This is a genomic window from Luteibacter sp. UNCMF366Tsu5.1, from assembly GCF_900119235.1.
In the GTDB taxonomy this organism is placed as follows: domain Bacteria; phylum Pseudomonadota; class Gammaproteobacteria; order Xanthomonadales; family Rhodanobacteraceae; genus Luteibacter; species Luteibacter flocculans.
In genome coordinates this window covers 1,948,070-1,971,277 of record NZ_FPIS01000001.1, presented here as the reverse complement: position 1 = coordinate 1,971,277, position 23,208 = coordinate 1,948,070, and the positions used below count along the sequence as shown (strand labels likewise).

The following is a 23,208-nucleotide window of genomic DNA, read 5'->3' as shown; positions in this document are numbered from 1 at the left end:
GTCGCATGCACGTCGCCTTGATCAACTTCCCGATGGCCCCCCAGGGGCTATCGCCTGACGAGGTCCTCACCCGGTGGCCGTCGCTGCGCGATATCGCCGATATCGTGGCGAGCGCGGGTACGCGCGTCACCGTGGTGCAGATGGCCGGAACCGATGCGCACTTCGCGCGGGATGGGGTGGACTACCGTTTCCTCGACGCGCGCGGGATGCGTGGCGCACGCCGTCTGGGCCGGCACGTGGCGCACGCCCTGGCGGGCATTGGCGTCGACCTCGTCCATGTGCATGGTCTTGGCTTCGCGCGTCATGCGTGTTCGCTGCGCCGGCATCTTCCCGGGCCGCCGATCCTGATCCAGGATCACGCGGATGGCGTACCGCGCGGCTGGCGACGACTGCTTTGGCGCGGCTGGTATCGCGTGGCCTCAGGCGTGACCTTCACATCGCTGGCCCAAGCTGCGCCGTTCGCCGCTCTCCTGGACCCTCGCACGCGCATCTACGCCATCGCGGAAAGCAGCAGCCGCTTCACGCCGGGCGACCGCGAGGCGGCGCGTCGGGTCAGCGGTCTGCATGGCGACCCGTGCATCGTGTCGGTCGGTCATCTCGCCGTGGGCAAGGATCCGTTGACGATGCTGGATGGCGTCGCGCGTGCCGCCGAGCATCTGCCCAGGCTGCAACTATGGTGCGCCTTCGGTACGGCGCCCTTGATGGACGAAGTGCGCGAGCGCATCGCCAGCGACAAACGGCTCGCAGGGCGCGTACACCTGCTCGGATGCGTACCGCACGCCGAGATCGAACGACTCCTGCGTTCGGCCGACCTGTTCGTATCTGCAAGTCGTGCCGAGGGCGTGGGCTACTCGCTGCTCGAAGCGATGGCCTGCGGCGCGGTGCCGGTCGTGACGGATATCCCGGCGTTTCGCGAGGTCACGGGCGATGGTCGGGTGGGCTGGTTGTGGTCGCCCGGCGATGCCGTTGCGCTGGGCGACGCACTCGTCGCCGCGGCATCCGCTGTGGGCGACCGCCGCGCAGTGCGAGAGCACTTCGAGGCGACGCTGTCGTTCAGTGCGCTGGGTCGGCGCTGGGCGTCGGCCTATGCATCGCTGCTCGCGGAGCCAGCGGCATGAAGATCGCGATCGTGCTTCCTGGCGGGGTGGATCGGGGCGGCGAGGAACGTGTCATCCCTGTGTTTCTGGCACTCATCGAACGTCTTGCACGCGTCCACGAAGTACATGTGTTCGCGCTGCATCAGGAAACGGCGCCCGGCACGTGGCCGCTGCGTGGCGCCACGATCCACAACATCGGCGAGGGGCGCACGGTCTGGCGCGCCATCGGCGCCGTGATTGCCGAGCACCGACGGGCGCCGTTCCAACTGGTGCAGGCGATCTTCTCCGGCCATTGCAGTTTCATCGCCGTGGCAGCAGCGACCTATTTGCGCCTTCCTAGCGCGGTGCATATCGCCGGCGGCGAGCTGGTGGTGCTCCACGCCATCGACTACGGCGGTCGGCGCACGTGGCGCGGGCGGCTACGTGAGGCGGTCGTCTTGCGGCTCGCCGACGTCGTCACCGCCGCCAGCCAGCCGATACTGAATGCGCTTCGCGCCATGGGCATCGATGCTCGTCGCGTACCGTTGGGCGTCGATACGGTGGCGTGGCCGCCCAGTACACCGCGGTCGCGGGGCGAGGGTCCGGCCCATCTCGTCCATGTGGCGAGCCTCAACAGAGTGAAGGATCAGGACACGTTGCTGCGCGCGGTGGCCAAGCTCGTGCATGCCGGTGTGGACGTGGAGCTGCGGATGGTCGGCGTGGATACGCTGGCCGGCGAGATGCAGCGACTGGCGCAGCGCCTGGGCCTGGAACGGCACGTGAGCTTTCTCGGCTTCCGCACGCAGCGTGAGCTGCGTCCGCTGCTCGCCTCGGCCGATCTGCTGGTGATGTCGTCGTTGCACGAGGCGGGTCCGCTGGTCACCTTGGAAGCGGCCGTGTTGGGTGTGCCTACGGTTGGCACCGCCGTGGGCCACATCGCGGAATGGTCGCCGAACGCGGCGCGTGCCGTGCCACCGGGCGACGCAGATGCGTTGACGGAGGCGATCCACAGCGTGCTCGACGACGACGGCTTGCGCATGCGCCTGGCTGCTGAGGCGCAGCGACGGGCGCTGGCTGAGGATGCCGAACACACGGCGAGTCTCTTTCTCACGATCTATGGGGAACTCGCTGCAGGCTCGCATCGCGCCAGCCTCGTCAGCGAGCGTGATGGCTAAGCAGCGACGTGCTCGAGCGCCTTGCGCACGACATACAAGGTATCCATGCGCGGTATCGGGTGGGTCAGCCAGGTGAGCAGGCGGCGGCGATGTCGCTGGGTGACCCAGTCCTGCCCTTGCAGCCAGACCTGTGTACGCACCATGTCCGCGCGTTCCTCGATGGCTTCCTTCGTGGGCCGCAAACGCTGGGCGAGCAAGCGTACCGCTTCGCCAGGCGTACGCGACCACTCGACCCCCGGCAACGCATGCAGCCAGAGATTCGAGCACGACACGTCGGTGATACGCCGTGTACGCATGGTCGTGCGCAGCACGACGGGACAATCCGCGCGTAGCCGTGCCAGCACGGGTGCGGGAACAGCGTCGCGGTAGTAGCGGGCGACGAGGCGCAGGGGCGGATAGGCCCACCACGGCGTTGGCGCGGCCCATAGCACCGCCCAATCCTCGTGGCGCATGCGCGTCGCCAGCAGTGCGATGTCGTTGAGATGGATAAGGCGCAGGCTGCGCCCGCAGAGATTGCCCGCGGCATGCAGCAGCAGATGCGCCATCAACGCACCCATACCGGGATAGGCATTGAGCCCCGGTTGCGCGTTGCCCGGCCAGACCTGCGCGGTGATGTCGACCGTGTCGATGGGAAGCCGCTCGTGCACGCGCGTATGCAATTCGATGTTGATCGGCGTGTCGCTGTGTTCTCCCAGCGTGGTGACCGAGCGGCCGCCCTGGGGCTTGAACACGCGGTGCTTCCACTGCGCGAACGCCTCTGTGTAACCGAGCGAAACGAGCAGCGCGGCGGTCGCATCGGCGTGCCGGTCCTCCACGAGCAGATCGACGTCGGCCATCGGGCGATCGCCTGGCGCATACAGCCCAAGCGCGTGCAGCGCGGCGCCTTTCAGCGCCACCAGCGGGATGCCTATGACCTGCGCACCCTCGTGAATGCGCGCGAGCAACGACGCGATGCGTTCGTGCCGTAGCGCCACGTGCCGGCGCTGCTCGACCAGGAACTGCCGCCATGCCGGGTGCTGCCAGGTGGAGAAGCGGCAGAGCAGGGGCGAGATGCCGTGCGCGACGGCGGCCGCGGTGGCCAGTTGCCATTCCACGGCGGTCCACGCCGGCATGTCGTTACCCGGACGGGCCAGTGCGAGTTCCGTGGCGAGCGTCTCGGTCGTGCGGCGCAAGCCGTGCCTGACCTGCTTCAGTGGCGGCAGCGACGGCGCGCTCATAGCGGCAACGCCACGTTTTGCGGCGCGAGTCTGGGCAGCGTCGGTCGCTCGCTGCGATGGCTGCGCTCGCTGGCGATCAAGGCATCCCAACCGGCACGCAAGGCTGCGGCGGCGCGTTCGTCACGTTCGCCCCGTTGCAGGTTCACCTGCTCGTGCAGGAGATCGCGGAAGCGCCGGTAGAACTCGGAGTCGTACGCGCCACGAAACATCATCGCGAGGTCGGCGCTGTCGTCCCAGTGCGTCTTTGCACCTAGCTGCGCCTTCACTTCCTCGAAGAACTTCGTGCCGGGCAAGGGATAGGACACGCTGACCCCGACGTCGTCCGGTGCGGCCCGCGCAACGAGTTCGCGTGTGGCGAGCAGGTCGTCGAGTTCCTCGCCGAGATAGCCCAGTTGGATGAAGAAGCCGACGCGGATGCCGGCTGCGCCGAGGCGCTGCCGCGCGGCGATGAGATCGGGTACATGGGTGCCCTTGGTCATGCGGTCGAGGACGCGCTGGCTGCCGCTTTCCGCGCCGATCCACGCCTCGGCGCAGCCGGCTTTCACCAGGGCAGCGACCATGCGTTCACTGGCGAGATCCGCACGCGTCTGGATGGTGAACGGCACCGAGCCGTTCGCTTCGTGCAGCAACGTAGCGAGCCGGTCCACCCAGTCGACGTGAAAGCCGAAGATGTCGTCGGCCATCCAGATGTGGTCGGGTGCGAAGGCCTGCTTGAGATAAGTCATCTCCGCAGCGACCTCTTCGGCGGGGCGCTGGTTGTAGTGATTGCCCCAGATGGGTTTTGCGCACCAGTTGCAACGGAACGGGCAGCCGCGGGACGCCGCCATGTTGAGGCTGAAATAGCCATGGCGCTGCCGCCAGAACGTCCGATAGCGCTCGATGTCGAGCAGATCCCAGGCGGGCTGTCCGACCACGCGCGGATCGGGCGGCACCGGCCCCATGCGTACGGCATGGGGCTTACCGTCCACCATCGTCGCTACGCCCGGCAAGCCGTCTGCCCACGCCTGCGCACTTGCCTGAGGCTGGCGCTCGAAGCGTTCGACGAGGGAGGTCAAGGCGGCGATGCCTTCGCCGATCAACACCACGTCGGCACCGGCGGCGAGGAATGGCTCGGGGTGGTCGGAAGCGTCCGATCCGGCCACGATCACGCGCGCGCCTGCGGCCCGCGCTTCGCCGATCATGCGGCACGCCGCTTCGCGCATGCGGCCGAGGCACATCTTCGTGAGGAAGTTGAAATTGTCTTCGTAGAACACGACCAGGTCCGGTCGCGCGTCGTGCAGCGCCGCGGCGTAATCGTCTACGCCATCGGCAAGCATCGCGTCGAACAGTGAAGGCTCGTGGCCCATGCGGCGCAGCAACGCGGCGATCTGGATCGTGGCGAGCGGGGGATAGGGCTTGCCGCGTTCCCATTGTTTCCTGTCGTAGCGAAGGAAATAGGAGTGGCCTACCTGGATCTTCAGCATCGGGAGAAGCCTCAACAAACCATCGGGACGCCGCGCGGTAAGACGCTGCATGGCCGTGAGTGCCTGACGGTGAGGCAGGGGTTGCGGTGTGTATGTGGCCCTTATGTGTGGGAGCCGCTATAGCGGCGAGAAGGATTAGCTGGTGGGAGCCAGCCTGCTGGCGATGGGAATTTTCCTCGCTGCTACACCGCTTCCTTGGCTTTCGCCACCAGGGTGGCTCCCACCATTGCTTCGTCAGCCCCTCGCCGTCATGGCGGCTCCCACATGGGCTCCCACAGTTATCTATGCCTCTCGCCTCCCTGGGGGTTCCAGCCTAGAGCGACGCAACCTTTCGCGTATGCGCCGGCACCAACGAGCCCATGCGCTGGGGCGCAGGAACACCGATCGGCCATGATGATTCGCGACGACGTTTCCCCTTGCGCAGACCCCGCAGCGGATCCCTTCGGCGAGCGGCTTATGCCGGCCGTGTGCATGAGTCGGCACGCGCTGGGTGCCCGCTTCCGCTTCGAGAGCGACAGCGCGGAGTTGCTCTCGCTTGTGGAGTCGGCGTATGGCCGCCTGCCGGCGCATCGGTTTCCCCACATGTCGCCGGAGTTCCGCATCGAGCTGCGCGTCGTCAGGCGCGGCGACAAGGCGAGTGCGGCAGAGCCGCCCCCCGTCCACATGCAGAGCGGCATGGGCTTGTTCGGTGGCGTGGTGGACGCGTGGAACTACGTGCTGCTGTCGCCCGCGCAACGGCGTGGCCTGATCGTCGTCTCGGAAGACCGGCTGCAATTTCCTTATCACGTGCGCTACGAGCTGATCGAATTCGCCGTGTTTCTCCTTGCCGCGCGTGTGCAGAATCTCGTGCCATTGCATGGCGCGTGCGTCGGCAGCGACGGGCATGGCGCGCTGCTGCTGGGCGCGAGCGGCGCTGGCAAGTCCACGTTGTCGCTGCAGGCGTTGTTGGAAGGCATGGACTTCCTCGCTGAGGATGGCGTCTTCGTACACCCGGAGAGCCTTCTCGCCACCGGCGTCGCCAACTTTCTTCACGTGAAGCAGGACACGCTGCGCTTCGTCGACGACCCGGCAACGCGCCAGTGGATCGAGACCTCGCCGACCATTCGGCGCCGCAGTGGCGTGCTGAAGCACGAGGTCGATCTGCGCGACGGTCCGGGCCGCGCGGCGGCAGCCCCACTGCGTCTGGCCGCGGCAGTCATCGTCTCGTCGCAACCGGCCGACGATCCGAAGCGGTTGCTCGTGCCGTTGCCGTGGGAGCGCGTCGCCTGGACGCTTGCCGTCGACCAGCCTTATGCGGCAGGACAGCCGGGATGGGATCGTTTCGTCCAGTGCGTGGCGCGCCTCGGCGTCTACGAGCTGCGTCGGGGTGCGCATCCACGTGACGCGGTGGCCGTGCTGCGGCACCTTGTCGACAAGGCGAGCAGGGTAGCGTCGGGCCGTGCTTGATTCGGCGCCTCGCACGCCGTCGCTGCGCGTCCTTTGGGATAGCCTGCCGCATGGCGTGGGACCGGCACTCGCCTTCTACGTGGCGCTGTCGCTCGGCGGCGCTCTCGCCGGAAGCGTGGCTGCCGTGCTGCTGGTGCCGTTGGTGCAACCGTCCGACGGCGTGGCGCTGCCGCACTTTCTCGCCATGCTTCCCGGCGGCGAGGCGGCGATCGGTGCCTTCGTGGCGGCGTCCGCGCTGTTTGCGGTACTGCGCTGGCAGGCGGCGCGCCTGGGCGCGCGCCTCGTCGCGAACTACGGTTTGAGCCTGCGCCGCCGCGTGCAGGCACGCCTGGTCGATGCGCCGCTGGTGCGGCTTGCGGGCACCACGTCGGCGGAGATTGCCAACGTGCTCACTCACAACGTGGAGATCGCCGTCCAGGGGTTCACCGCGTTGCAGCAACTGCTGGTGGCAGGAACCACCGCAGCGGTGAGTCTGGCTTTCGCCTTCTGGGTATCGCCGCCACTGATGCTCGCTGCGCCCGCCATCGCCTTGGTCGGGTTCCTGGTGTCACGTACCTTCGGGCGCGAGCAGGCCGAGGTCAGCCGGCGATACGTGGCCGACATGACCCACCTTTTCTGGCAGAGCGAGGATGTGCCGCGTCGGTTGCGTCACCTGCGTTCCTATGGCCGCGAGGCGGCGGAGAAGGCGCGTTACGCCGAGGCGGCCGCGCAACTCGGCCGAGGTTACGCGCGCCAGCTCGAACTCGTGGCGTCGGGGCGCCTGCTGCTGGAATGGACGGCCACGGTGGGCATCGCCGGATTGTTCGTCCTGGCTCGGCACTGGAAGGGCGTGGATACATCCTCGCTCATGGCCGTGTGCCTTCTGCTCGGACGGCTGTTGCCGTACCTCGTGTCCACTCGGCAAAGCTTCCAGCAATTGCATTCGGCCATTCCCGCGCTGGATCTGTGGCGGTCGTACATGGCCGTGGAAGCCGATGCGCCGTCACGGTCGGACGCCGATGCGTCTGCCGACGCAGAGGCCATCCGGATCGACCGCGTGCGTGTCTGTCCGCCGGCTGGTGGCATCGAACTCGCGGACCTCGTGCTCGCGCCGGGTGAGCTGACCTTCATCGCCGGCGACTCGGGTGTCGGCAAGAGCAGTCTCGTCGACGTGCTGGCGGGCATGCTGCCGCCCGTCGTCTTCGCCGCACGGGCGGGAGGCGTGTCGCTCGACTTCGATGCGTATCGCGCGCGGGTGCACCGCGGCGCCTACGTAAGCCAGGGCGTCCGGCCCTGGCAGCGCACCGTGCGTGAATGCCTGACCTGGGCGGCACCGGAGGCGGATGAGGCCAGGCTGCGCGAGGCGCTTGCCGACGTGGGCCTGCTTCGCCGTCTGGACGACGACCCGGCGGGACTCGACCTGCCACTGATGGGTTCGGCGAATCGTCTCTCCGGGGGCGAACTGCAACGCCTGTTGCTGGCCCAGGTGCTGCTTCGCGAGCCGCGCCTGGCGGTGCTCGACGAGGCCACCAGTGCGCTCGACGCCGCGTCGGAGCTGGCTGTCCTCGGTGCGCTGAAGCGGCGTCTGCCCCACACGACGCTATTGGTCGTGTCGCATCGTCCGGGCGTAGCGGTCCTGGCCGACCGGCACGTGATACTCGGCGACGGCCGGGCCGTGGTCACGGTTCTCCCATCCGCCACCTCCGCCGATCGGTCTATTGCCCAATAGGGTGCGGAAGCCTAACGTCGGCACCGGGACCAGGGAGAAACGCGATGCGTCTTCGTCTTCGAAACGCCGCCCTCGCCGTCGGGGGCGTGCTGTGCATGGTGGCGGGTGCCGCAAGCGGCCCTGGCCGCCCGTCGTTCGATGCGCTGGCGGGCACACGCCATCGCGCGCTACCCGGGCAGAGCGATCCCTGCGGTCTGCACCGCCCCATCGCAGGCATCTGCCATCTGCTTCGCCCCGTGCGCGGCTGAAGCGTCTGTCTCGCCTCGGAACCACCCGTTCGGCGTAGGATGCCGGACAAGGCAGGGTGATGACGGCGGAGGATCGTTTGGAAGAGGATGTGTGGGAGCGCAAATACCATCTTGCGCTGGAGCGGATGGAACGCGACGAGCGCGAGTTCCGGGCCGTGGAAGAATTGCTGCGTCGCCTGGCCCTGCGTCTCGCAGCGCTCGTCCGGAATCCCGATGACGACGTGGATGCCTTGCTCGGCCGGCTCACCGCGGCCTTGCGCGACGGCCCCTCGGCGGCATCGATCGAACCCTTGCTGGACGCCTTGTCGGAAGCCGTGACCCGCGCGGACGAACGCGCAGGCATCGAGTCGCCGGCCGGGCAGGCCGATGCCGGCGACAGCGCCGAAGGCGACACTGCGACGGTCGCTGCCTTGCGCGCCGACATGGCGCGATTGCAGGAACTGCTTGCCGTGGTCAGCGCCCGGCTGGGCGACATGGCGCGCTATCTGGCCGGTGAACTGGAGGAAACCGCGGCAGGTGAGGGCGCAGACCGTGCGCTCGACGCACGCGTGCGCGAAGAAATGCGCGAGCTCGGCGAAAAGACGCTCGCGGCCGCGGACCTCGTCACCCTGCAGGCGGAGGTGACGGCACGCCTCTCGCTCATCGACCAGCATTTCCGCGAGCACCGCGAACGCGAGGACGCACGCCTCGCCGCCTATCGCGAGCGCGCCGCGCGAATGCATCACCGTGTGGAAGAACTGGAGAGCCAGGCGACCTCGCTGCAGGACTCCTTGCGTCGCGAACACGAACTGGCGTTGACGGATGGCCTGACCGGTCTGCCCAATCGCCTCGCCTACGAGCGGCGCATGGCCGACGTCGAGCGCGAGGTGCGCGCCGGTACCGGTGTCGCCTGCGTGGGCGCCTTCGACATCGATCACTTCAAGGCCATCAACGATACGTACGGTCATGCGGCAGGCGATGCGGTGCTGCGGATCGTCGGCCAGGCGCTGGCACGCGAGTTGGAAGGCCGCGCGTTTGTCGCGCGCTACGGCGGCGAGGAATTCGCCGTGGTCTTTCACGACGCGTCGCCCGCGGAGGCCGAGGCGCAAGCGCAGGACCTGTGCGCGATGGTCGCAAAGCTCGCCTTCCATGCGAGTTCCAAGCCGGTCACGGTGACGATGTCCGGTGGCATCACGCGCTTCAACGCGAGCGACAGCATGGCCGTCGCCTTCGATAGAGCGGATCGCGCGCTGTATGCCGCGAAGCGGGCGGGGCGGAATCGCTGCGTCTTGGTCTGAGGATCATTTCACCGGCTCCATGCCGCGACGCGTCATAATGGCCCACCCTCCGTTTCCGAAGAGGCCACCAGACCCATGGAAGCCACGACAGAAAGCCGCCCCGACACCAGCGCGGCGGCGCAGCCCGAGGCCACCGTCGAGCGCGGCGAGGTGCGTTTCACCATCCTCACCCCGCGCCTCGTCCGCATGGAGTGGAGCGCCGATGGCGTCTTCCGCGATGGCCGCACGCAGATAGTTGTGCATCGTGCGCTCGACGTGCCGCCCTTCGAGCTGAGCGAGGATGAGCATCTTCTGCGGATCGACACCGGCTATCTGCGGCTGCGCTATGAAAAGGGCAGCGGTCGCTTCACGGCCGAAAACCTGTCGGTGCGCGTTCGCCACGACGGCGGACACGTGACCTGGCGCCCCGGCGACACGCAGGCCCACAACCTCGGCGGCACCTATCGCACGCTCGATCGCTACGATGGCGACACCTGGCAGGATGGCAGCAAGCTGCCGCTCGAAGAGGGCTTGATCGCACGCGATGGCTGGCATCTGGTCGACGACACCGAAAGCTTCGGTCTCGACGACGAAGGCTGGGTCGTCGATCGACCGGCGGGCGAGCGACAGGATCTCTATTTCTTCGGCTACGGCCTCGACTACCGCGCCGCGCTGTCCGACTTCGCGGCGATCGCCGGCCCGCAGCCGATGCCGCCGCGCTTCGTCTTCGGCTACTGGTGGTCGCGCTACTGGAACTATGCCGACGACGAACTGCGCACGCTGGGCGCGCGTTTTGAGAAAGAGCGCATTCCGCTCGATGTGCTCGTGCTGGACATGGACTGGCACACCACGCCGGGCCTTTCGCTGCGACCGGGGTATGAGCAGAAGGACGTATTCGGCGAAGCCTCGGGCTGGACCGGCTACACCTTCAACCGCAGCCTGTTTCCCGATCCCGAAAGCTTCATGCGCTGGGCGCACGGGCAGAACCTGCGCATCACGCTCAATCTCCATCCCGCGTCGGGCGTGATGCCGCACGAAGAAAAATACGCGGCCATGGCGAAAGCGCTGTCGTGGGATACCTCGACACAGGCGCCGATTCCCTTCGAAGGCACCTCGCAGCCGTACATGCGAGCCCTGTTCGACACGATCTTGAATCCGCTCGAAGCGCAGGGCGTGGATTTCTGGTGGCTCGACTGGCAGCAGTGGCCGGAGTCGAAGGCACATCCGGGGCTGTCGAACACGTGGTGGCTCAATCATGTGTTCTTTACCGAAATGCAGCGCGACGGCGATCGCCGCGGCTTGATCTACCACCGCTGGGGCGGTCTCGGAAATCATCGCTATCCGATCGGTTTTTCCGGCGACAGTGTGATCTCCTGGACTTCGCTCGCCTACCAGCCCCATTTCACGGCGATGGCATCCAACGTGCTCTACGGGTACTGGAGCCATGACATCGGCGGGCACACGTTTCACAAACACATCCCGCGGCCCGAGCGTCACCTGGAACCCGAGCTTTATGCACGCTGGATGCAACTGGGCGTGTTCAGTCCCGTGTTGCGTACGCACTCGGCGAAGGAGCCGAGCCTGCACAAGGAACCCTGGCATTTCGGTCCGCCCTATGGCGACGCGATCTTCGCCGCGATACGCCTGCGGTATCAGCTCGCGCCGTACATCTACGCGGCCGCACGCCACGCCTACGACACGGGCGTCTCGCTCGTGCGGCCGATGTACTACCACTGGCCCGAGCACGAGGAAGCGTACGCGCATCCGGCGCAGTACATGTTCGGCAACGACATCCTCGTGGCGCCGGTCACGGTGCCGGTTGGCGACGATGGCACCGCGCCCTTCCCGGTATGGCTGCCGCCAGGCACGTGGTACAGCCATGACGGCGCGGAGTCGTACCTCGGTGGCGGCATGCTCGAACGCACGTATACGCTGGACGAAATACCCATCTTCGTGCGACCCGGCAGCGTGCTTCCGCTGTATCCGGAAGGCATGCGCGATCTTGCCAGCGTGCCCGATACGATCATCCTGCAGGTCTTCCCCGGCGCCGAGGGGCACACGGCGCTGTACGACGACGATGGCGCGACTCAGGGCTACCAGCGCGGCGAATTCGCCCGGACCTGCGTGCGCAGCCGACGTGGCGATCGCGCGCATCGTGTGCACGTGGATCGCATGGAGGGGAGCTACACCGGTTCCCCGTCGCAGCGCCGCTATGTCATCGAATTGCTCGATGCAGGCATTCCGGAAAGTGTGGAAGTGAACGGCCGGAGGCTGCGCTACAGCGCCACGCCGCAGCCGGGCACTTGGCTGTTCGATGCGGCATGGCTGTGCATCCGCGTGGATCTGGGCCTCGTGTCCGTGCACGAGCAGCACGATGTGGTGGCGCGCTTCGCGCCCGAACACGCACCGCCGAAGGGGCTGCTGCACCGCATGCGCCGCGCGGCCGATGCCGTGAGGTATCTCAAGCAGGTGTGGGGCGATATCTCCGCATTGCCTGACGAGGTGAACCTCGCCGGCCAGGCAGCACGCGTGCTTTCCTATGCGGTAGACGAGGGCGACGATCGGGGCAGGGCCGAGCGCTTCACCGAGGCGGTGCAGGCCTTCGAGGCGCGCTTTGCCGCCTTGCCGGCCAGCGTGGAAGCCACGCCGATCGACGATGCGTTCAAACGCGGATTCGCCGACATGCTCGGGCGCTGACGCTTGCGCCGCCTGCTCGGCTTTGTCCTCGCTCTCATGGCTTGCGTCGCCCATGCGCAGGTCGCGGTGCGGGTCGGCTCCAAGGCCGACAACGAAGGCGCATTGCTCGGCCAAGTGGTCGTACAAGTGTTACGTCACGCGGGCATTCCGGTGATCGATCGCACGCAACTGGGGCCGACGTCCATTGTTCGGCGTGCGCTGCTCAATGGCGACCTGGACGTCTATCCGGAGTACACCGGCAACGCCGCGTTCTTTTTTCATCGCGAGAGCGATCCCGCGTTTCGTGATACCGCGAAGGCCTACGCCTTGGCGGCATCGCTGGATCTCGCGGCAAATCGATTGGTCTGGCTCGCGCCCGCACCCGCAGACAATCACTGGGGCATCGGCATCCGTGGCGATGTCGCGAAGCGCGAAGGATTGCGCACGCTCGCGGATTTCGCGCGCTGGGTGCAGGGCGGCGGCGACGTGCTTCTGGCCGGATCGGCAGAGTTCGTCGAGAGCGACGCCGCGCTGCCTGCGTTTCAATCGGCCTATGGTTTCACCTTGCGCGGCGATCAGTTGCTGGTGCTTGCAGGCGGCGACACATCGGCCACGATCAAGGCCGCGGCCGAGGGCACGTCCGGCGTCAACGCGAGCATGGTCTATTCCACCGACGGCGCGATTGCCGTGACGGGGCTGGTCGTGCTCGACGATCCGAAGCACGTGGAAATGGTCTACCAGCCTGCGCCCGTGATTCGCGAGGATGTGCTCAAGCGCTATCCCGCCATGCGCGCCCCGCTGGAGGCGGCCTTCCGTCCGCTGACGGAGGAGGTGCTGCGTGCGCTGAACGCGCGTACGCAGATCGATGGCGAGGACGCGGCGGCCGTGGCGTCCGATTACCTGCGCTCGCAAGGGCTCATCAAGTGAGGTCGCTTACCCGCCCGTGCCTGGCTGAACCGGGACGATGGAGCGAGTCGTTGCCTGTGTGGGCGCTCTCGGTCGTCGGCATGCTCGCCGCGTTGTTTCCGGCCTTCCTGCTCATTGCGCCGAACCGCTTGCTGACGGGCGAGGCAATCCGTCCACAGGCGTGGCCGTTGGCTCTGGCATGGCTCGCCATCGCTGTATGCACCGGCTTGCCCGCGCGGGCCGCGCGCCCTGTCGTCACGACGCTGGCGTGGCTGGCCGTGTGCGGCCTGCCGCTGTTGGCTGGCTTGGACGCGCGCATCGCGTTGTCCGAAGCCAGCGCGTTCAGCGTGCGCGCGCAGCTGGGCGCCGGTTTCTGGCTGATGTGGCTGGCTGCTGCGCTGCTTCTGCTGGATCGTCTGCGTGGCTTGCGCGTGCCCACGAGAACGGCGTTGTGGGTCGCGGTGCTGGCCGTGCTCGTAGGCTGCGCCTGGGTCGGCGTGTTCGACGCGCTCGGCCTTGTGCGCGAATGGCGTGCGCAGCGCGCACCATTCGCGCTTGCAACCGTTGAGCATCTGCGTCTTGCCGCGGTCACGCTGGTGCTGGCCCTGCTGGTCGGCGCCCCTCTCGGCTGGTGGGTGTGGCGTCGGCGGCGCAGTGATGGCCTGCTGGTCGGCGTGCTGGCGTTCCTGCAGACCGTACCTTCGCTGGCCTTGTTCGCGTTGTTGATCGGGCCCTTTGCGTGGCTGGCGCACCTGTGGCCTGCGCTCGGTTCGCTGGGCTTCGGCGGTACCGGCGCGGCCCCGGCTGTCTTTGCGCTGGTGCTGTATGCGCTGTTGCCCGTGGTGCGCTACACCGTGGCAGGGCTCGATGCGGTGCCCTCCGACGCGCGCGAAGCGGCGCGGGGTCTCGGCATGAGCCGTGCCCAGTTGCTCTGGCGCGTGCAGCTTCCGTTGGGCTGGCCGGTGTTGCTTGCCGGGCTGCGCATCGTGGCCGTGCAGACGGTCGGGCTTGCGGCAGTGGCGGCACTGATCGGTGCGGGCGGTCTCGGCCGCTTCGTCTTTCTCGGGATCGGCCAGGGCGCGATCGATATGGTGTTGCTGGGTACGCTCGCGATCATTGCGCTGGCCCTGGCAATCGACTTTCTCTTCCAGGGCGTGCTGGCCCTCACGGAACGCGCCCCATGATCGAGTTCGAGCACGTCTGCAAACGGTTTGGCGATCGCATGGTGATCGACGATCTCTCGTTGCGCATCGACGATGGCGAATTGTTCGTGCTGGTGGGGCCGTCCGGGTCCGGCAAGTCCACGCTGCTGCGCATGGTGAATCGCCTGGTACCGGTGGACGCTGGCAGCGTGCGCGTTGGCGGCGAGGACGTACGCTCGCTCGACGTCGAGACCTTGCGACGCGGCATCGGTTACGCGATCCAGTCGGTCGGTCTGTTTCCCCATCGCACGGTGGCCGAGAACATCGCCACGGTGCCGCGTCTTTTGCGCTGGCCCGAGGCGCGTATCCGCGAGCGTGTGGACGAACTCATCGACTTGCTTCGCCTGGACGATCCCGGGATCGGCACGCGCTATCCGAGCACGCTCTCCGGCGGGCAACAGCAGCGCGTCGGCGTGGCACGAGCGCTGGCCGCGCGACCGCGCATCGTGCTGATGGACGAACCGTTCGGCGCGCTCGATCCGCTCACGCGCGAGTCGTTGCAGGCGAGCCTCAAGGCGATCCAGCGCGATACCGGCACTACGATTCTGTTCGTCACCCACGACTTGGACGAAGCCTTCGGGCTCGCCGATCGCGTGGGTCTCATGCTCGGCGGGCGGCTCGTGCAGGTGGGCACGCCGCTGGATCTGTTGCGCCATCCGGTGGACGAACGCGTCAGCGATTTCGTCGGCGGCACGCGCGCACGCCTGCGCGAACTCGCGGTGCGACGCGTGCGCGACAGCATGCGCGCAGGCGAACACGCGGACGGCGAGCCCCTCGATGCCGACGCCACGTTGCAGGATGCCCTGGGCGCCATGCTGGCGCAGGGTCGCGAGCGCCTACCGGTGCATGAGCAGGGGCGTGCGGTGGGCGCGATCGTGCTCGGCGATCTCGTGGCGCGGGGCGCCTGACATGCACCGCCTGCATGCCGAAGGCGCATCGCGGTGGCGCTCAGCGTTGCCGCCGTTAGTGCTCGCGCTGCTTCTGGTCGTGCTACCGCATAGCGCGACGTGGTTTCACTCGGCGTGGCCGGCGCTCTCGCATCCGCTCTATGCGCGCACGTCGTTCCTTGCACTCACGGGCGCGCACCTGTTCCTGGTCGTGCTGGCGACCACGCTCAGCGTGGCGATCGGCCTCGGTCTCGGCGTGCTTGCCACGCGTCCGGCCGGTCGTTCGCTGTTACCGACGGTGCGCGCCGTGGCGGTGATCGGACAGACCGTGCCGCCCGTCGCCGTGCTGGCGATCGCGGTACCTCTGCTGGGCTTCGGTGCCGCACCGACGCTGCTGGCGCTGGTGCTCTATGGCGTGTTGCCGGTGCTGGGGCAGACCGTGGCGGGACTCGAAAACGTTCCGCCTGCCGCGCTGCATGCGGCGGACGGCATGGGCTACGGACGCTGGCGCCGCTTGGTTGAAGTGGAGCTGCCGTTGGCAGCGGGGCCGATCATGGCCGGTGTGCGGCTCTCGGCCATCGTCGGTGTCGGTACGGCGACGATCGGTTCGGCCGTGGGCGCGACCACGCTCGGTGCGCCGATCGTCGAGGGGCTGGTAGGAAACAATCCGGCCTATGTACTGCAAGGCGCGCTGCTGGTGGGGGCGCTGGCACTGACGGTGGATGCGGTGCTGGGCGCTGTGCAGCGACGGCTGCCGACGCAACGCTGACGCTCGCGGCGCGTCGAAAGGTCCGAAGAGAAGAACGGCGCGGTAGACCCGCGCCGTTCGTCGTTCACTGGGTCGGCAAGAGCCCGACCGTTACCAGATGCGCACGCGCTGCTTCGGATCGAGATAGAGCTTCTGGCCCGGCTTGGGCTGGAAGGCGTCATACCACGGATCGAGGTTACGCACGGTCTGCGCGCGGAAGCGCCCGGGCGCGTGACCGTCACCGATCACCTGCTGGCGCAGCGCCGCATCGCGAGTCTTCTCACGCCACGACTGTGCGAAAGCCAGGAAGAAGCGCTGGTCGCCGGTGAGGCCGTCGATCACTGGCGCCGGCTTGCCGCCGAGGCTTTCCTTATAAGCGGCATACGCGATGGCGAGGCCCGAGACGTCGGCGATGTTCTCACCGAGGGTCTGCTGTCCGTTGACGTGCAGACCCGGCAGCGCCTCGTACTGGTTGAACTGTTCGACCAGACGCTGGCCGGCTTCCTTGAAGTGCTTTTCGTCGGCCGGGGTCCACCAGTTGGCGAGGCGGCCCTGCGCGTCGAATTCCGCACCGGTGTTGTCGAAGCTGTGGCTGATCTCGTGACCGATCACGGCGCCGATCGAACCATAGTTCGACGCGGCGTCCGCCTTCGGATCGAAGAACGGCGCTTCGAGAATGGCCGCGGGGAAGTTCAACGCGTTCTGCAGAGGCAGGTTCACCGCGTTGACCGTCTGCGGCGTCATCCACCATTCGTCGCGATCCACAGGCTTGCCGAGCTTGGCGACCTGATGCCGATATTCGGCAAGTTCCGCACGCTGGTGATTGCCCAGCGCGTCGTCGGGACGGATCGTCAGCGCCGAGTAGTCGCGCCAGGTATCGGGGTATCCCACGCCGACCTTGATGGTGGCGATCTTCGCCTTGGCCTTCTGCTTCGTGGCGGCCGACATCCAGTCGAGCGTGTCGACGCGCTGGTCGAAGGCTTTCAGGATGTTCTTCACCATGTCCTGCACTTCGGCGCGGGACGAGGCAGGGAAATACTTCTTGACGTAGATCTGGCCGACGGCGTCGCCGAGGTCGACGTTGACCCGGCTGATGCCGCGCTTCCAGCGGTCGCGCTGCTTCGGCGTGCCGGTGAGCACCTTGCCGTAGAAGCCGAAGGCGAGGTCGTCGTAGGCCTTGGGCAGCAAGCCCGAGGCGTTCTCGTTGATGGCGTGGAAGCGCAGCCACGCCTTCCATGTATCGAGCGGCTCGCTGGCGACGAGGGCGGCGAACTTGGTCACCGTGGCCGGCTGCCACACGATGAAGGTGGGCTGGTCGTCGAGGCCGGCGGCCTTGAAGTAAGCGTTCCAGTCGATACCGGGCGCCTTGCTCGCGAAGCTCGTGCGCGGCCAGGGATTGTTCGCCTTGTGGATATCCTCGCTTTCGACGATGGACGCCTGCGCCTGCGCCAGCTTGGTTTCCAGCGCCACGATGGCCTTGGCCTTCGCGGCCGCATCGGGCGTGCCGGCCTGAGTGAGGATCGCCTGCACGTAGGCCGCGTACTTGGCCCGCGTCTCGACCATGTCCTTGTCGTTCTTCAGGTAATAGTCGCGGTTGGGCATGCCGAGCCCGCCCTGCAGCAGATAGGGCACGTTCTTGCTCGGATCTTCGAGGCCCTGGGCGACGAACAGGCCCAGCAGGTGCTCGGTGTCGAGGTTGGTGGCGTTGATCGGGTCCACGTCCGCGCGGAGCTGAGCACCGAGCGCGGTGGAGAGGGCCTGCTTGTCGGCGATGGCGTCGATGCTCGCGAGGGCCGGCTCGAGCGGCTTCAGCCCGGCTTTCTCGATCGCGGCTTCATCCATGTACGCCTTGTAGTAGTCGGCGATCAGACGCTGGTTGCTGCCCGCCGCGGCCTGGCTGTCGCCCGCCGCCTTGATCAGCTCGGCGTTGCGCTTTTCGGCTTTCTGAAACACCTCGAGAAAGACGCCGGTGCTGGCGCGGTCCGCGGGGATTTCCGCGGTCTTTCTCCAACCGCCGTTGGCGTAGTTGTCGAAATCGTCGCCGGGCTGCACGGCGTGGTCGATGCCTTTGAGATCGACACCGACCGGACCGTCGGCGGCGAGGGCGCCCGCGGAGGCGAGACCGCAGGCGATGGAGGCGGCGAGAAGCCGGTGAATGGCGGCCATGGAGAAACCCTTGTGGTCTGGGGGTGCCCACGATAGCCCCGCTCGCGGTCGTTGTGGTGCATGACCTCCGGGCTAGACGGGCGGGCCCGCCGGGCAACTCGGTCGCCGCGGGAGCGCAGAAGGGATGTGCCCTAATGGTCGTCCGGTGCCGCAACGGCGCCGGTATCCGGGGCACGCCGCGGGTCGCCCGGGCTCGCCCCGATTCTCTTGGCAGAAGATCTTTAGGGAGATCTGTATGAACGCACGTTTCGAATTGACTGGCCCGCAGACCGAGATCACCAGCTACCCGCAATGGACGCAGGACATGGTGGCCTCATGCGACGACGCACGGAAAGGCATTGTCCGCCACGAGATGTGGGCCGCCATGTGCAGCGCCACGCTGGACCCGCAGACCACGCGCAACTTCATGGTCGGGGTGTGGCCCGTCATTGAGCGCTTCCCGGGCTACATGTCGCACAGCCTGTTGAAGACCCGTTACGGTCGCAGCCCTGGCGACGATCTCGCCCGGCGTTGGCTGGTCCGCAACATCCGGGTCGAGCAGAACCACGCGGAGTACTGGCTCAACTGGGCCGAGAGCGCCGGGGTGCGTCGGGATGAGGTACTGAGCGCGGAGCCGCCCAAGGGCACCCAGGCCCTGGCGGACTGGTGCGAAGAAGTGAGCCGCAACGACTCGTTGGCCGCGGGTATCGCGGCGACCAACTACGCCGTGGAAGGCGCGACCGGGGATTGGTCGCAGATCGTGTACGAAAGCACGACCTATGCCGAGAGCCTGCCGGTTTCCGGCCGAAAAGCCGGGCTTCGCTGGCTGCAGCTGCACGCGGCGTACGACGACACCCACCCCTGGGAGGCGCTGGAAATCGTGTGCACGCTGATGGGGCGGAATCCGCCTGCGGATCAGGTAGAACACATCAGGGAGTGCGTCCGGCGCAGCTACGTCGCCATGAGCATCACGCTGGATCGCTGCATGGATGCGATGGGAACGGTTCGCACGCGGAACGAGGTAGCTGCGTAACTCGCAAGTTGTGTGGCATGTAGCGCACTATCGCGTCCGGTTGATCAAAGGGGGTTCGATGCGCCTCGAAGCCAGTCAGCAACAGCTCCTGTCCAGGCGGCTCCGGCCCCTGGGCTACGCGTTGGTGGCGGTCGTGGGCCTGATCCTCGCCCTGACGTGGGTTGCGGTGCAGACCCAGGTGACTCTCGCCGGCTTCCTGAACGGCGAGAGTCTCTGGTCCAAGGCTCAGAAGCAGGCAGTGATCGACTTGGACGAATACGCCACGCATGGCCGTCCGTCGGATCTGGCGAGCTTTCGCCGCAACTATGCCGTGCTGGTCGCGGATCGCTCGGCGCGTGACGCGATCGCAAGCGGCACGTTCGTCCACGCCGAGGTCGAAGCCGCTTTCGCACGCGGCGGCGTGATTCCCGAGGCGATCCCCGGGATGGTCTTCATCTTTCAATACTTCACCGGCATGCCGTACGTGCGCGAGGCCGTGGCGGAGTGGCGTTCGGTGGATGCCAGCCTCCGTGAACTGGAGGTGATCGCCAATCGCCTCGAGCAGGATTACCGGCCCGACGCGTCTCATCCCCCGGAGGTCTCCGACGAGCGAGCGCGGATCGCGACACTCAATAATTACATCGAACCGCGGGCCAAAGCGTTCTCGCTGAACATCGCCAACGGCGCTTCATGGCTGGGTCGGGTGCTGTTCTTCACGGTGCTGGGCGTGGCGGCGCTGGCGTCCCTGCTCTGGCTGCGCATGGCCCAGCGCATCCTTGCCGGCATTCGCGGCACGGAAGAGCGCTACAGCCTGCTGTTCGACAGCGCGGCGGACGCCATCTTCATGGTCGACCAGGAAAGCGGTCGTATCCTCGATGCGAACGACCGCGCCGCCGTCTGGGTCGGTTGCCCCCGTTCCGATCTCATTGGACTGCAGCTTTCCAGCCTGTTCGCGGAGGGCTCGCCCGAGACAGGCGAGGGGTTGCTGCGCACCGCGGGTGGTGGCACGCGGCCGGTGGAGACGCAGAGCAGTCTGGTGGAGTGGGGTACGCGGCAGGTCTCGCAGGCGATCGTGCGCGACATTTCCGATCGGGTGGCGATGGAGCAGGAGCGGAAGATCGCCGCGGAAGCCCTGGCGAGCATTGCTGAGGGCGTGATCATCGCGGACGCGGATCGCCGCGTGACGACGGTCAACGACGCGCACACGAAACTTACCGGCTTCCCGGCGCAGGTCATGCGGCGCACGCGCTTCGACGCGACACGCACGCTACCCGATGGAAGGCCATTGCCGCAGAGTTTGTGGGACAACATCGCGGCCGGAGACAACTGGGTCGGCGAGGTGGAAAGCCGACGTGCCGACGGCACGGTGTATCCGGAACTGATGAGCATCAGCACCATCCGCGATCGCGAAGGCCGCCCCCAGCACTACGTGGCCGTGGTGTCGGACATCACCGTGCGCAAGGCCGATCGGCAGCGCCTGCAGCATCTCGCGACACATGATCCGTTGACCGGCCTCGTCACGCGTTCGGAGTTCGAGCGGCGCTGTGCCGAGGCCATTACCCGCGCCGCACACGAACGCGGCGCGGTGGCGGTGCTCTTCGTCGATCTCGATGCGTTCAAGGTCGTCAACGACAGCTACAGCCACGCAATCGGCGACGCCCTGTTGATGCGCGTGGCCGAGCGCATCCGTGCGCAGATTGCGCCGCACGATGTGGCGGGACGCATTGGCGGCGACGAATTCACCGTGCTGCTGTCGGACCTGCGTTCGCGCGAGGAGGCGTTGGTGGTCGCCGAGGCGATGCTCGCGGCCCTCGCGCGCCCGGTCGACCTGGGCGATTACGAGCTGTACGTCACCGCGAGCATCGGCATTGCGGGGTATCCGCTCGATGGCAACGATGCGGTGACACTCATCGCCAACGCCGACGCCGCGATGTACGTGGCCAAGACCGAAGAGCGCAACGCGCTGCGTTTCTATACGCCCAAGATGCACGCTGACGCGCGGCGACGTCTCAAGCTCGCCTCCGAATTGCGCCAGGCGCTGCTCCGCAATGAATTCCAGCTCGCCTACCAGCCGAGCATCGAGATGAAGAGTGGGCGCATCGTCGCGGTGGAGGCACTGATTCGTTGGCGCCATCCGGAGCGCGGCAACGTGGGCCCCGACGAGTTCATCCCGATCGCCGAGAGCCTCGGTCTTATCCGGCAGATCGACCAGTGGGTGCTGGCGACCGCGTGTCGGCAGCTTATGCAATGGGATGAGGCGCGCTTGCCTCCGTTGCGGCTTGCGGTGAACGTGTCCGCCGGCTCCTTCGGCCACCCGGATTTCCTGCAGGGCATCAGCCAGGCGCTGGAGTCGACGGGCATCCCGCCAAAGCGCCTTCTGGTCGAGCTGACCGAGAGCGCCATCCTGCGCCTGGGCGAGGATACCCAGCGCGCCATGCAGTCGCTGCACAAGCTCGGTGTGGCCGTGGCAATCGACGATTTCGGTACGGGATATTCCTCGCTCGCGTACCTGAAACTGCCGGCCGTGGAGTATCTGAAAATCGACCGCTCGTTCGTGACCGGCCTGCCGGGTAACCCCAACGATGTGGCGATCACCGAAGCCATGGTCGCGATCGCCCGCAGTCTGGGCCTGCACACGATCGCCGAAGGCATCGAGACCGAGGCGCAGCACGAGTTCCTGCTTCGCGCCGGCTGCCAGGAGGGTCAGGGGTTCCTCTACTCGCGCCCGCTGCCGCCGGATGAGGTCGCGCGCCTGCTGGCGCCGAAGACGACGGGCGGCAAGCGCCTCTCGCTGGTGCCGCCGAAGCGCGCCTGACGCCTCGCGCCGAACGGCAGGCGCACTCCTACAATACGCGGGCCCGACTTCTCTCGACGATGGTCGCCCCTATATAGGGCCCATCACCCGCGCAAGGATCCCCCGTGCCTACCCACGACGACATCGTCTTTCTCTTCGACGTCGACAACACCCTGATCGACAACGACCGCTTCAGCGCCGACCTCGCCGCACGACTGGAGCGTGACTTCGGCACCGAGGGGCGCGAACGCTATGCGGCCATCGACAAGGACATTCGCAGTCAGGTCGGTTACGCGGATTATCTCGGCGCGTTGCAGCGCATGCGCGGTAAGGAAAGCCACCCCGCGTACATGGAGCTGTCGTTCTTCCTGCTCGATTATCCGTTCGACGAACGCCGTTTCCCCGGCGTGCTCGAAGCGGTGGCGCACCTGCGCACGCTAGGGCGGCCCGTGATCATGTCCGATGGCGACACCGTGTTCCAGCCGCGCAAGATCCGTCGCGCCGGTCTATGGGACGCCTTCCGCGGGGACGTACTGATCTACGTGCACAAGGAAGACATGCTCGACGACATGCGTCGCCGTTATCCGGCGGATCACTACGTGATGGTGGACGACAAGCCGCGCATCCTCGTCGCGCTCAAGAAGCTGCTTGGCGACAAGGTCACCACGGTCTTCGTGAAGCAGGGCCATTACGCGGCGGCCGCGGGCAAGGAGCTGGACGACACGCCGCCGGACATCACGATCGACAGCGTGGCGGCCTTGGCGACGATGCGCCGCGAGGATTTCCTGTGTGGGAGCCGCTATAGCGGCGAGAAGCCGGCGGAGCGGTAAGGCGGGAGGGTGTATTTCCCTCAAGCCTCGAAGGCGCCGCGTACCCAGGTCACGTCGTCGGCGTCGAAGGCCAGCACGTCGAACCGGCAGGCGCGGCTCGCATCGCGCGGGTAAGCGGCAAGCCACAGGTGCGCGGCGCTGACGAGCTTGCGCCGCTTGGCGGCCGTCACCGAGGCGAGTGCGCCACCGAACGACGAGCCGCGGCGGTAGCGCACCTCGACGAACACGAGCGTGTCGCCGTCGCGCATCACCAGGTCGATCTCGCCATGGCGGCAGAGGAAGTTGGCGCGCACGAGGCGCATGCCGCGGGCTTCGAGAAAGACGCGCGCCGCCTCTTCGAAGCGGTTGCCGGTGGCGCGGCGCGCGGTGGTCTTTCGGGGTGGCGTGGGCAAGGCGAACCTCCGTGTTCGCGCAGACCC

Annotated in this window: 18 protein-coding genes; 14 read left to right on the top strand and 4 right to left on the bottom strand. The window is 67.2% G+C overall.

The genetic code is table 11. The annotated features are described in order from the left end of the window. Positions 1-5 precede the first annotated feature (5 nt). Positions 6-1,118, top strand: a complete 1,113-nt coding sequence (locus tag BT115_RS08800) for a glycosyltransferase family 4 protein (protein ID WP_072322067.1) — start codon at positions 6-8, stop codon at positions 1,116-1,118. Next, positions 1,115-2,251 (top strand): glycosyltransferase family 4 protein, encoded by a 1,137-nt coding sequence (locus tag BT115_RS08795; RefSeq protein WP_072322066.1) that lies wholly within the window; start codon positions 1,115-1,117, stop codon positions 2,249-2,251. Before BT115_RS08800 ends, BT115_RS08795 begins: the two co-directional genes overlap by 4 nt. On the opposite strand, the gene BT115_RS08790 is transcribed toward BT115_RS08795, so the two are convergent. Further along, a complete protein-coding gene (locus tag BT115_RS08790) occupies positions 2,248-3,468 on the bottom strand; it encodes a nucleotidyltransferase family protein (protein WP_072322065.1) in 1,221 nt (406 codons plus the stop codon). The two genes, BT115_RS08795 and BT115_RS08790, sit on opposite strands and share 4 nt — an antisense overlap. Beyond that, the gene (locus BT115_RS08785; protein ID WP_072322064.1) at positions 3,465-4,931 is read right to left on the bottom strand and encodes a B12-binding domain-containing radical SAM protein; all 1,467 of its coding nucleotides are present in this window, start codon (positions 4,929-4,931) and stop codon (positions 3,465-3,467) included. Before BT115_RS08785 ends, BT115_RS08790 begins: the two co-directional genes overlap by 4 nt. Before the next feature lie 390 nt (positions 4,932-5,321). Between BT115_RS08785 and BT115_RS08780 the strand changes: the two genes are divergently transcribed. The 9 genes from BT115_RS08780 to BT115_RS08740 all read left to right on the top strand — a co-directional run bounded on the left by BT115_RS08780 (position 5,322) and on the right by BT115_RS08740 (position 16,029). Next, positions 5,322-6,377, top strand: a complete 1,056-nt coding sequence (locus tag BT115_RS08780; protein WP_072322063.1) for a serine kinase — start codon at positions 5,322-5,324, stop codon at positions 6,375-6,377. After that, a complete protein-coding gene (locus tag BT115_RS08775; protein ID WP_072322062.1) occupies positions 6,370-8,085 on the top strand; it encodes an ATP-binding cassette domain-containing protein in 1,716 nt (571 codons plus the stop codon). Before BT115_RS08780 ends, BT115_RS08775 begins: the two co-directional genes overlap by 8 nt. Before the next feature lie 44 nt (positions 8,086-8,129). Beyond that, positions 8,130-8,333 (top strand): hypothetical protein, encoded by a 204-nt coding sequence (locus tag BT115_RS08770; RefSeq protein ID WP_072322061.1) that lies wholly within the window; start codon positions 8,130-8,132, stop codon positions 8,331-8,333. Positions 8,334-8,392: 59 nt separating this feature from the next. Continuing rightward, complete coding sequence (locus tag BT115_RS08765; RefSeq protein WP_072322060.1) at positions 8,393-9,610, top strand: GGDEF domain-containing protein; 1,218 nt, start codon at positions 8,393-8,395, stop codon at positions 9,608-9,610. Between the two features lie 75 nt (positions 9,611-9,685). Beyond that, positions 9,686-12,286 (top strand): glycoside hydrolase family 31 protein, encoded by a 2,601-nt coding sequence (locus tag BT115_RS08760; protein ID WP_072322059.1) that lies wholly within the window; start codon positions 9,686-9,688, stop codon positions 12,284-12,286. Between the two features lie 3 nt (positions 12,287-12,289). Beyond that, positions 12,290-13,192, top strand: coding sequence for a glycine betaine ABC transporter substrate-binding protein OsmF (locus tag BT115_RS08755; RefSeq protein WP_218184722.1), 903 nt, complete (start codon positions 12,290-12,292; stop codon positions 13,190-13,192). 56 nt (positions 13,193-13,248) lie between these two features. Beyond that, positions 13,249-14,355 (top strand): ABC transporter permease, encoded by a 1,107-nt coding sequence (locus BT115_RS08750; RefSeq protein ID WP_083527352.1) that lies wholly within the window; start codon positions 13,249-13,251, stop codon positions 14,353-14,355. Next, positions 14,352-15,281 carry an ABC transporter ATP-binding protein gene (locus tag BT115_RS08745; RefSeq protein WP_072322058.1) on the top strand — a complete coding sequence of 310 codons (930 nt, stop codon included), beginning with the start codon at positions 14,352-14,354 and terminating at the stop codon, positions 15,279-15,281. The genes BT115_RS08750 and BT115_RS08745 overlap by 4 nt, the downstream gene beginning before the upstream one ends. A 1-nt stretch (position 15,282) precedes the next feature. Then, complete coding sequence (locus tag BT115_RS08740) at positions 15,283-16,029, top strand: ABC transporter permease (RefSeq protein WP_072322057.1); 747 nt, start codon at positions 15,283-15,285, stop codon at positions 16,027-16,029. 90 nt (positions 16,030-16,119) lie between these two features. On the opposite strand, the gene BT115_RS08735 is transcribed toward BT115_RS08740, so the two are convergent. Next, positions 16,120-18,174, bottom strand: coding sequence for a M13 family metallopeptidase (locus tag BT115_RS08735; protein WP_072322056.1), 2,055 nt, complete (start codon positions 18,172-18,174; stop codon positions 16,120-16,122). Positions 18,175-18,409: 235 nt separating this feature from the next. On the opposite strand from BT115_RS08735, the gene BT115_RS08730 reads away from it, so the two are divergent. The 3 genes from BT115_RS08730 to BT115_RS08720 all read left to right on the top strand — a co-directional run bounded on the left by BT115_RS08730 (position 18,410) and on the right by BT115_RS08720 (position 22,789). After that, positions 18,410-19,186: a TenA family transcriptional regulator gene (locus BT115_RS08730; protein ID WP_072322055.1), complete on the top strand. Its 777-nt coding sequence runs from the start codon at positions 18,410-18,412 to the stop codon at positions 19,184-19,186. Positions 19,187-19,244: 58 nt separating this feature from the next. Continuing rightward, a complete protein-coding gene (locus BT115_RS08725) occupies positions 19,245-21,980 on the top strand; it encodes a putative bifunctional diguanylate cyclase/phosphodiesterase (RefSeq protein ID WP_072322054.1) in 2,736 nt (911 codons plus the stop codon). A 104-nt stretch (positions 21,981-22,084) separates the two neighbouring features. Then, the gene (locus tag BT115_RS08720) at positions 22,085-22,789 is read left to right on the top strand and encodes an HAD family hydrolase (protein ID WP_072322053.1); all 705 of its coding nucleotides are present in this window, start codon (positions 22,085-22,087) and stop codon (positions 22,787-22,789) included. A gap of 20 nt (positions 22,790-22,809) precedes the next feature. On the opposite strand, the gene BT115_RS08715 is transcribed toward BT115_RS08720, so the two are convergent. After that, positions 22,810-23,181 (bottom strand): YraN family protein, encoded by a 372-nt coding sequence (locus BT115_RS08715; protein WP_072322052.1) that lies wholly within the window; start codon positions 23,179-23,181, stop codon positions 22,810-22,812. Between the last annotated feature and the right edge of the window lie 27 nt (positions 23,182-23,208).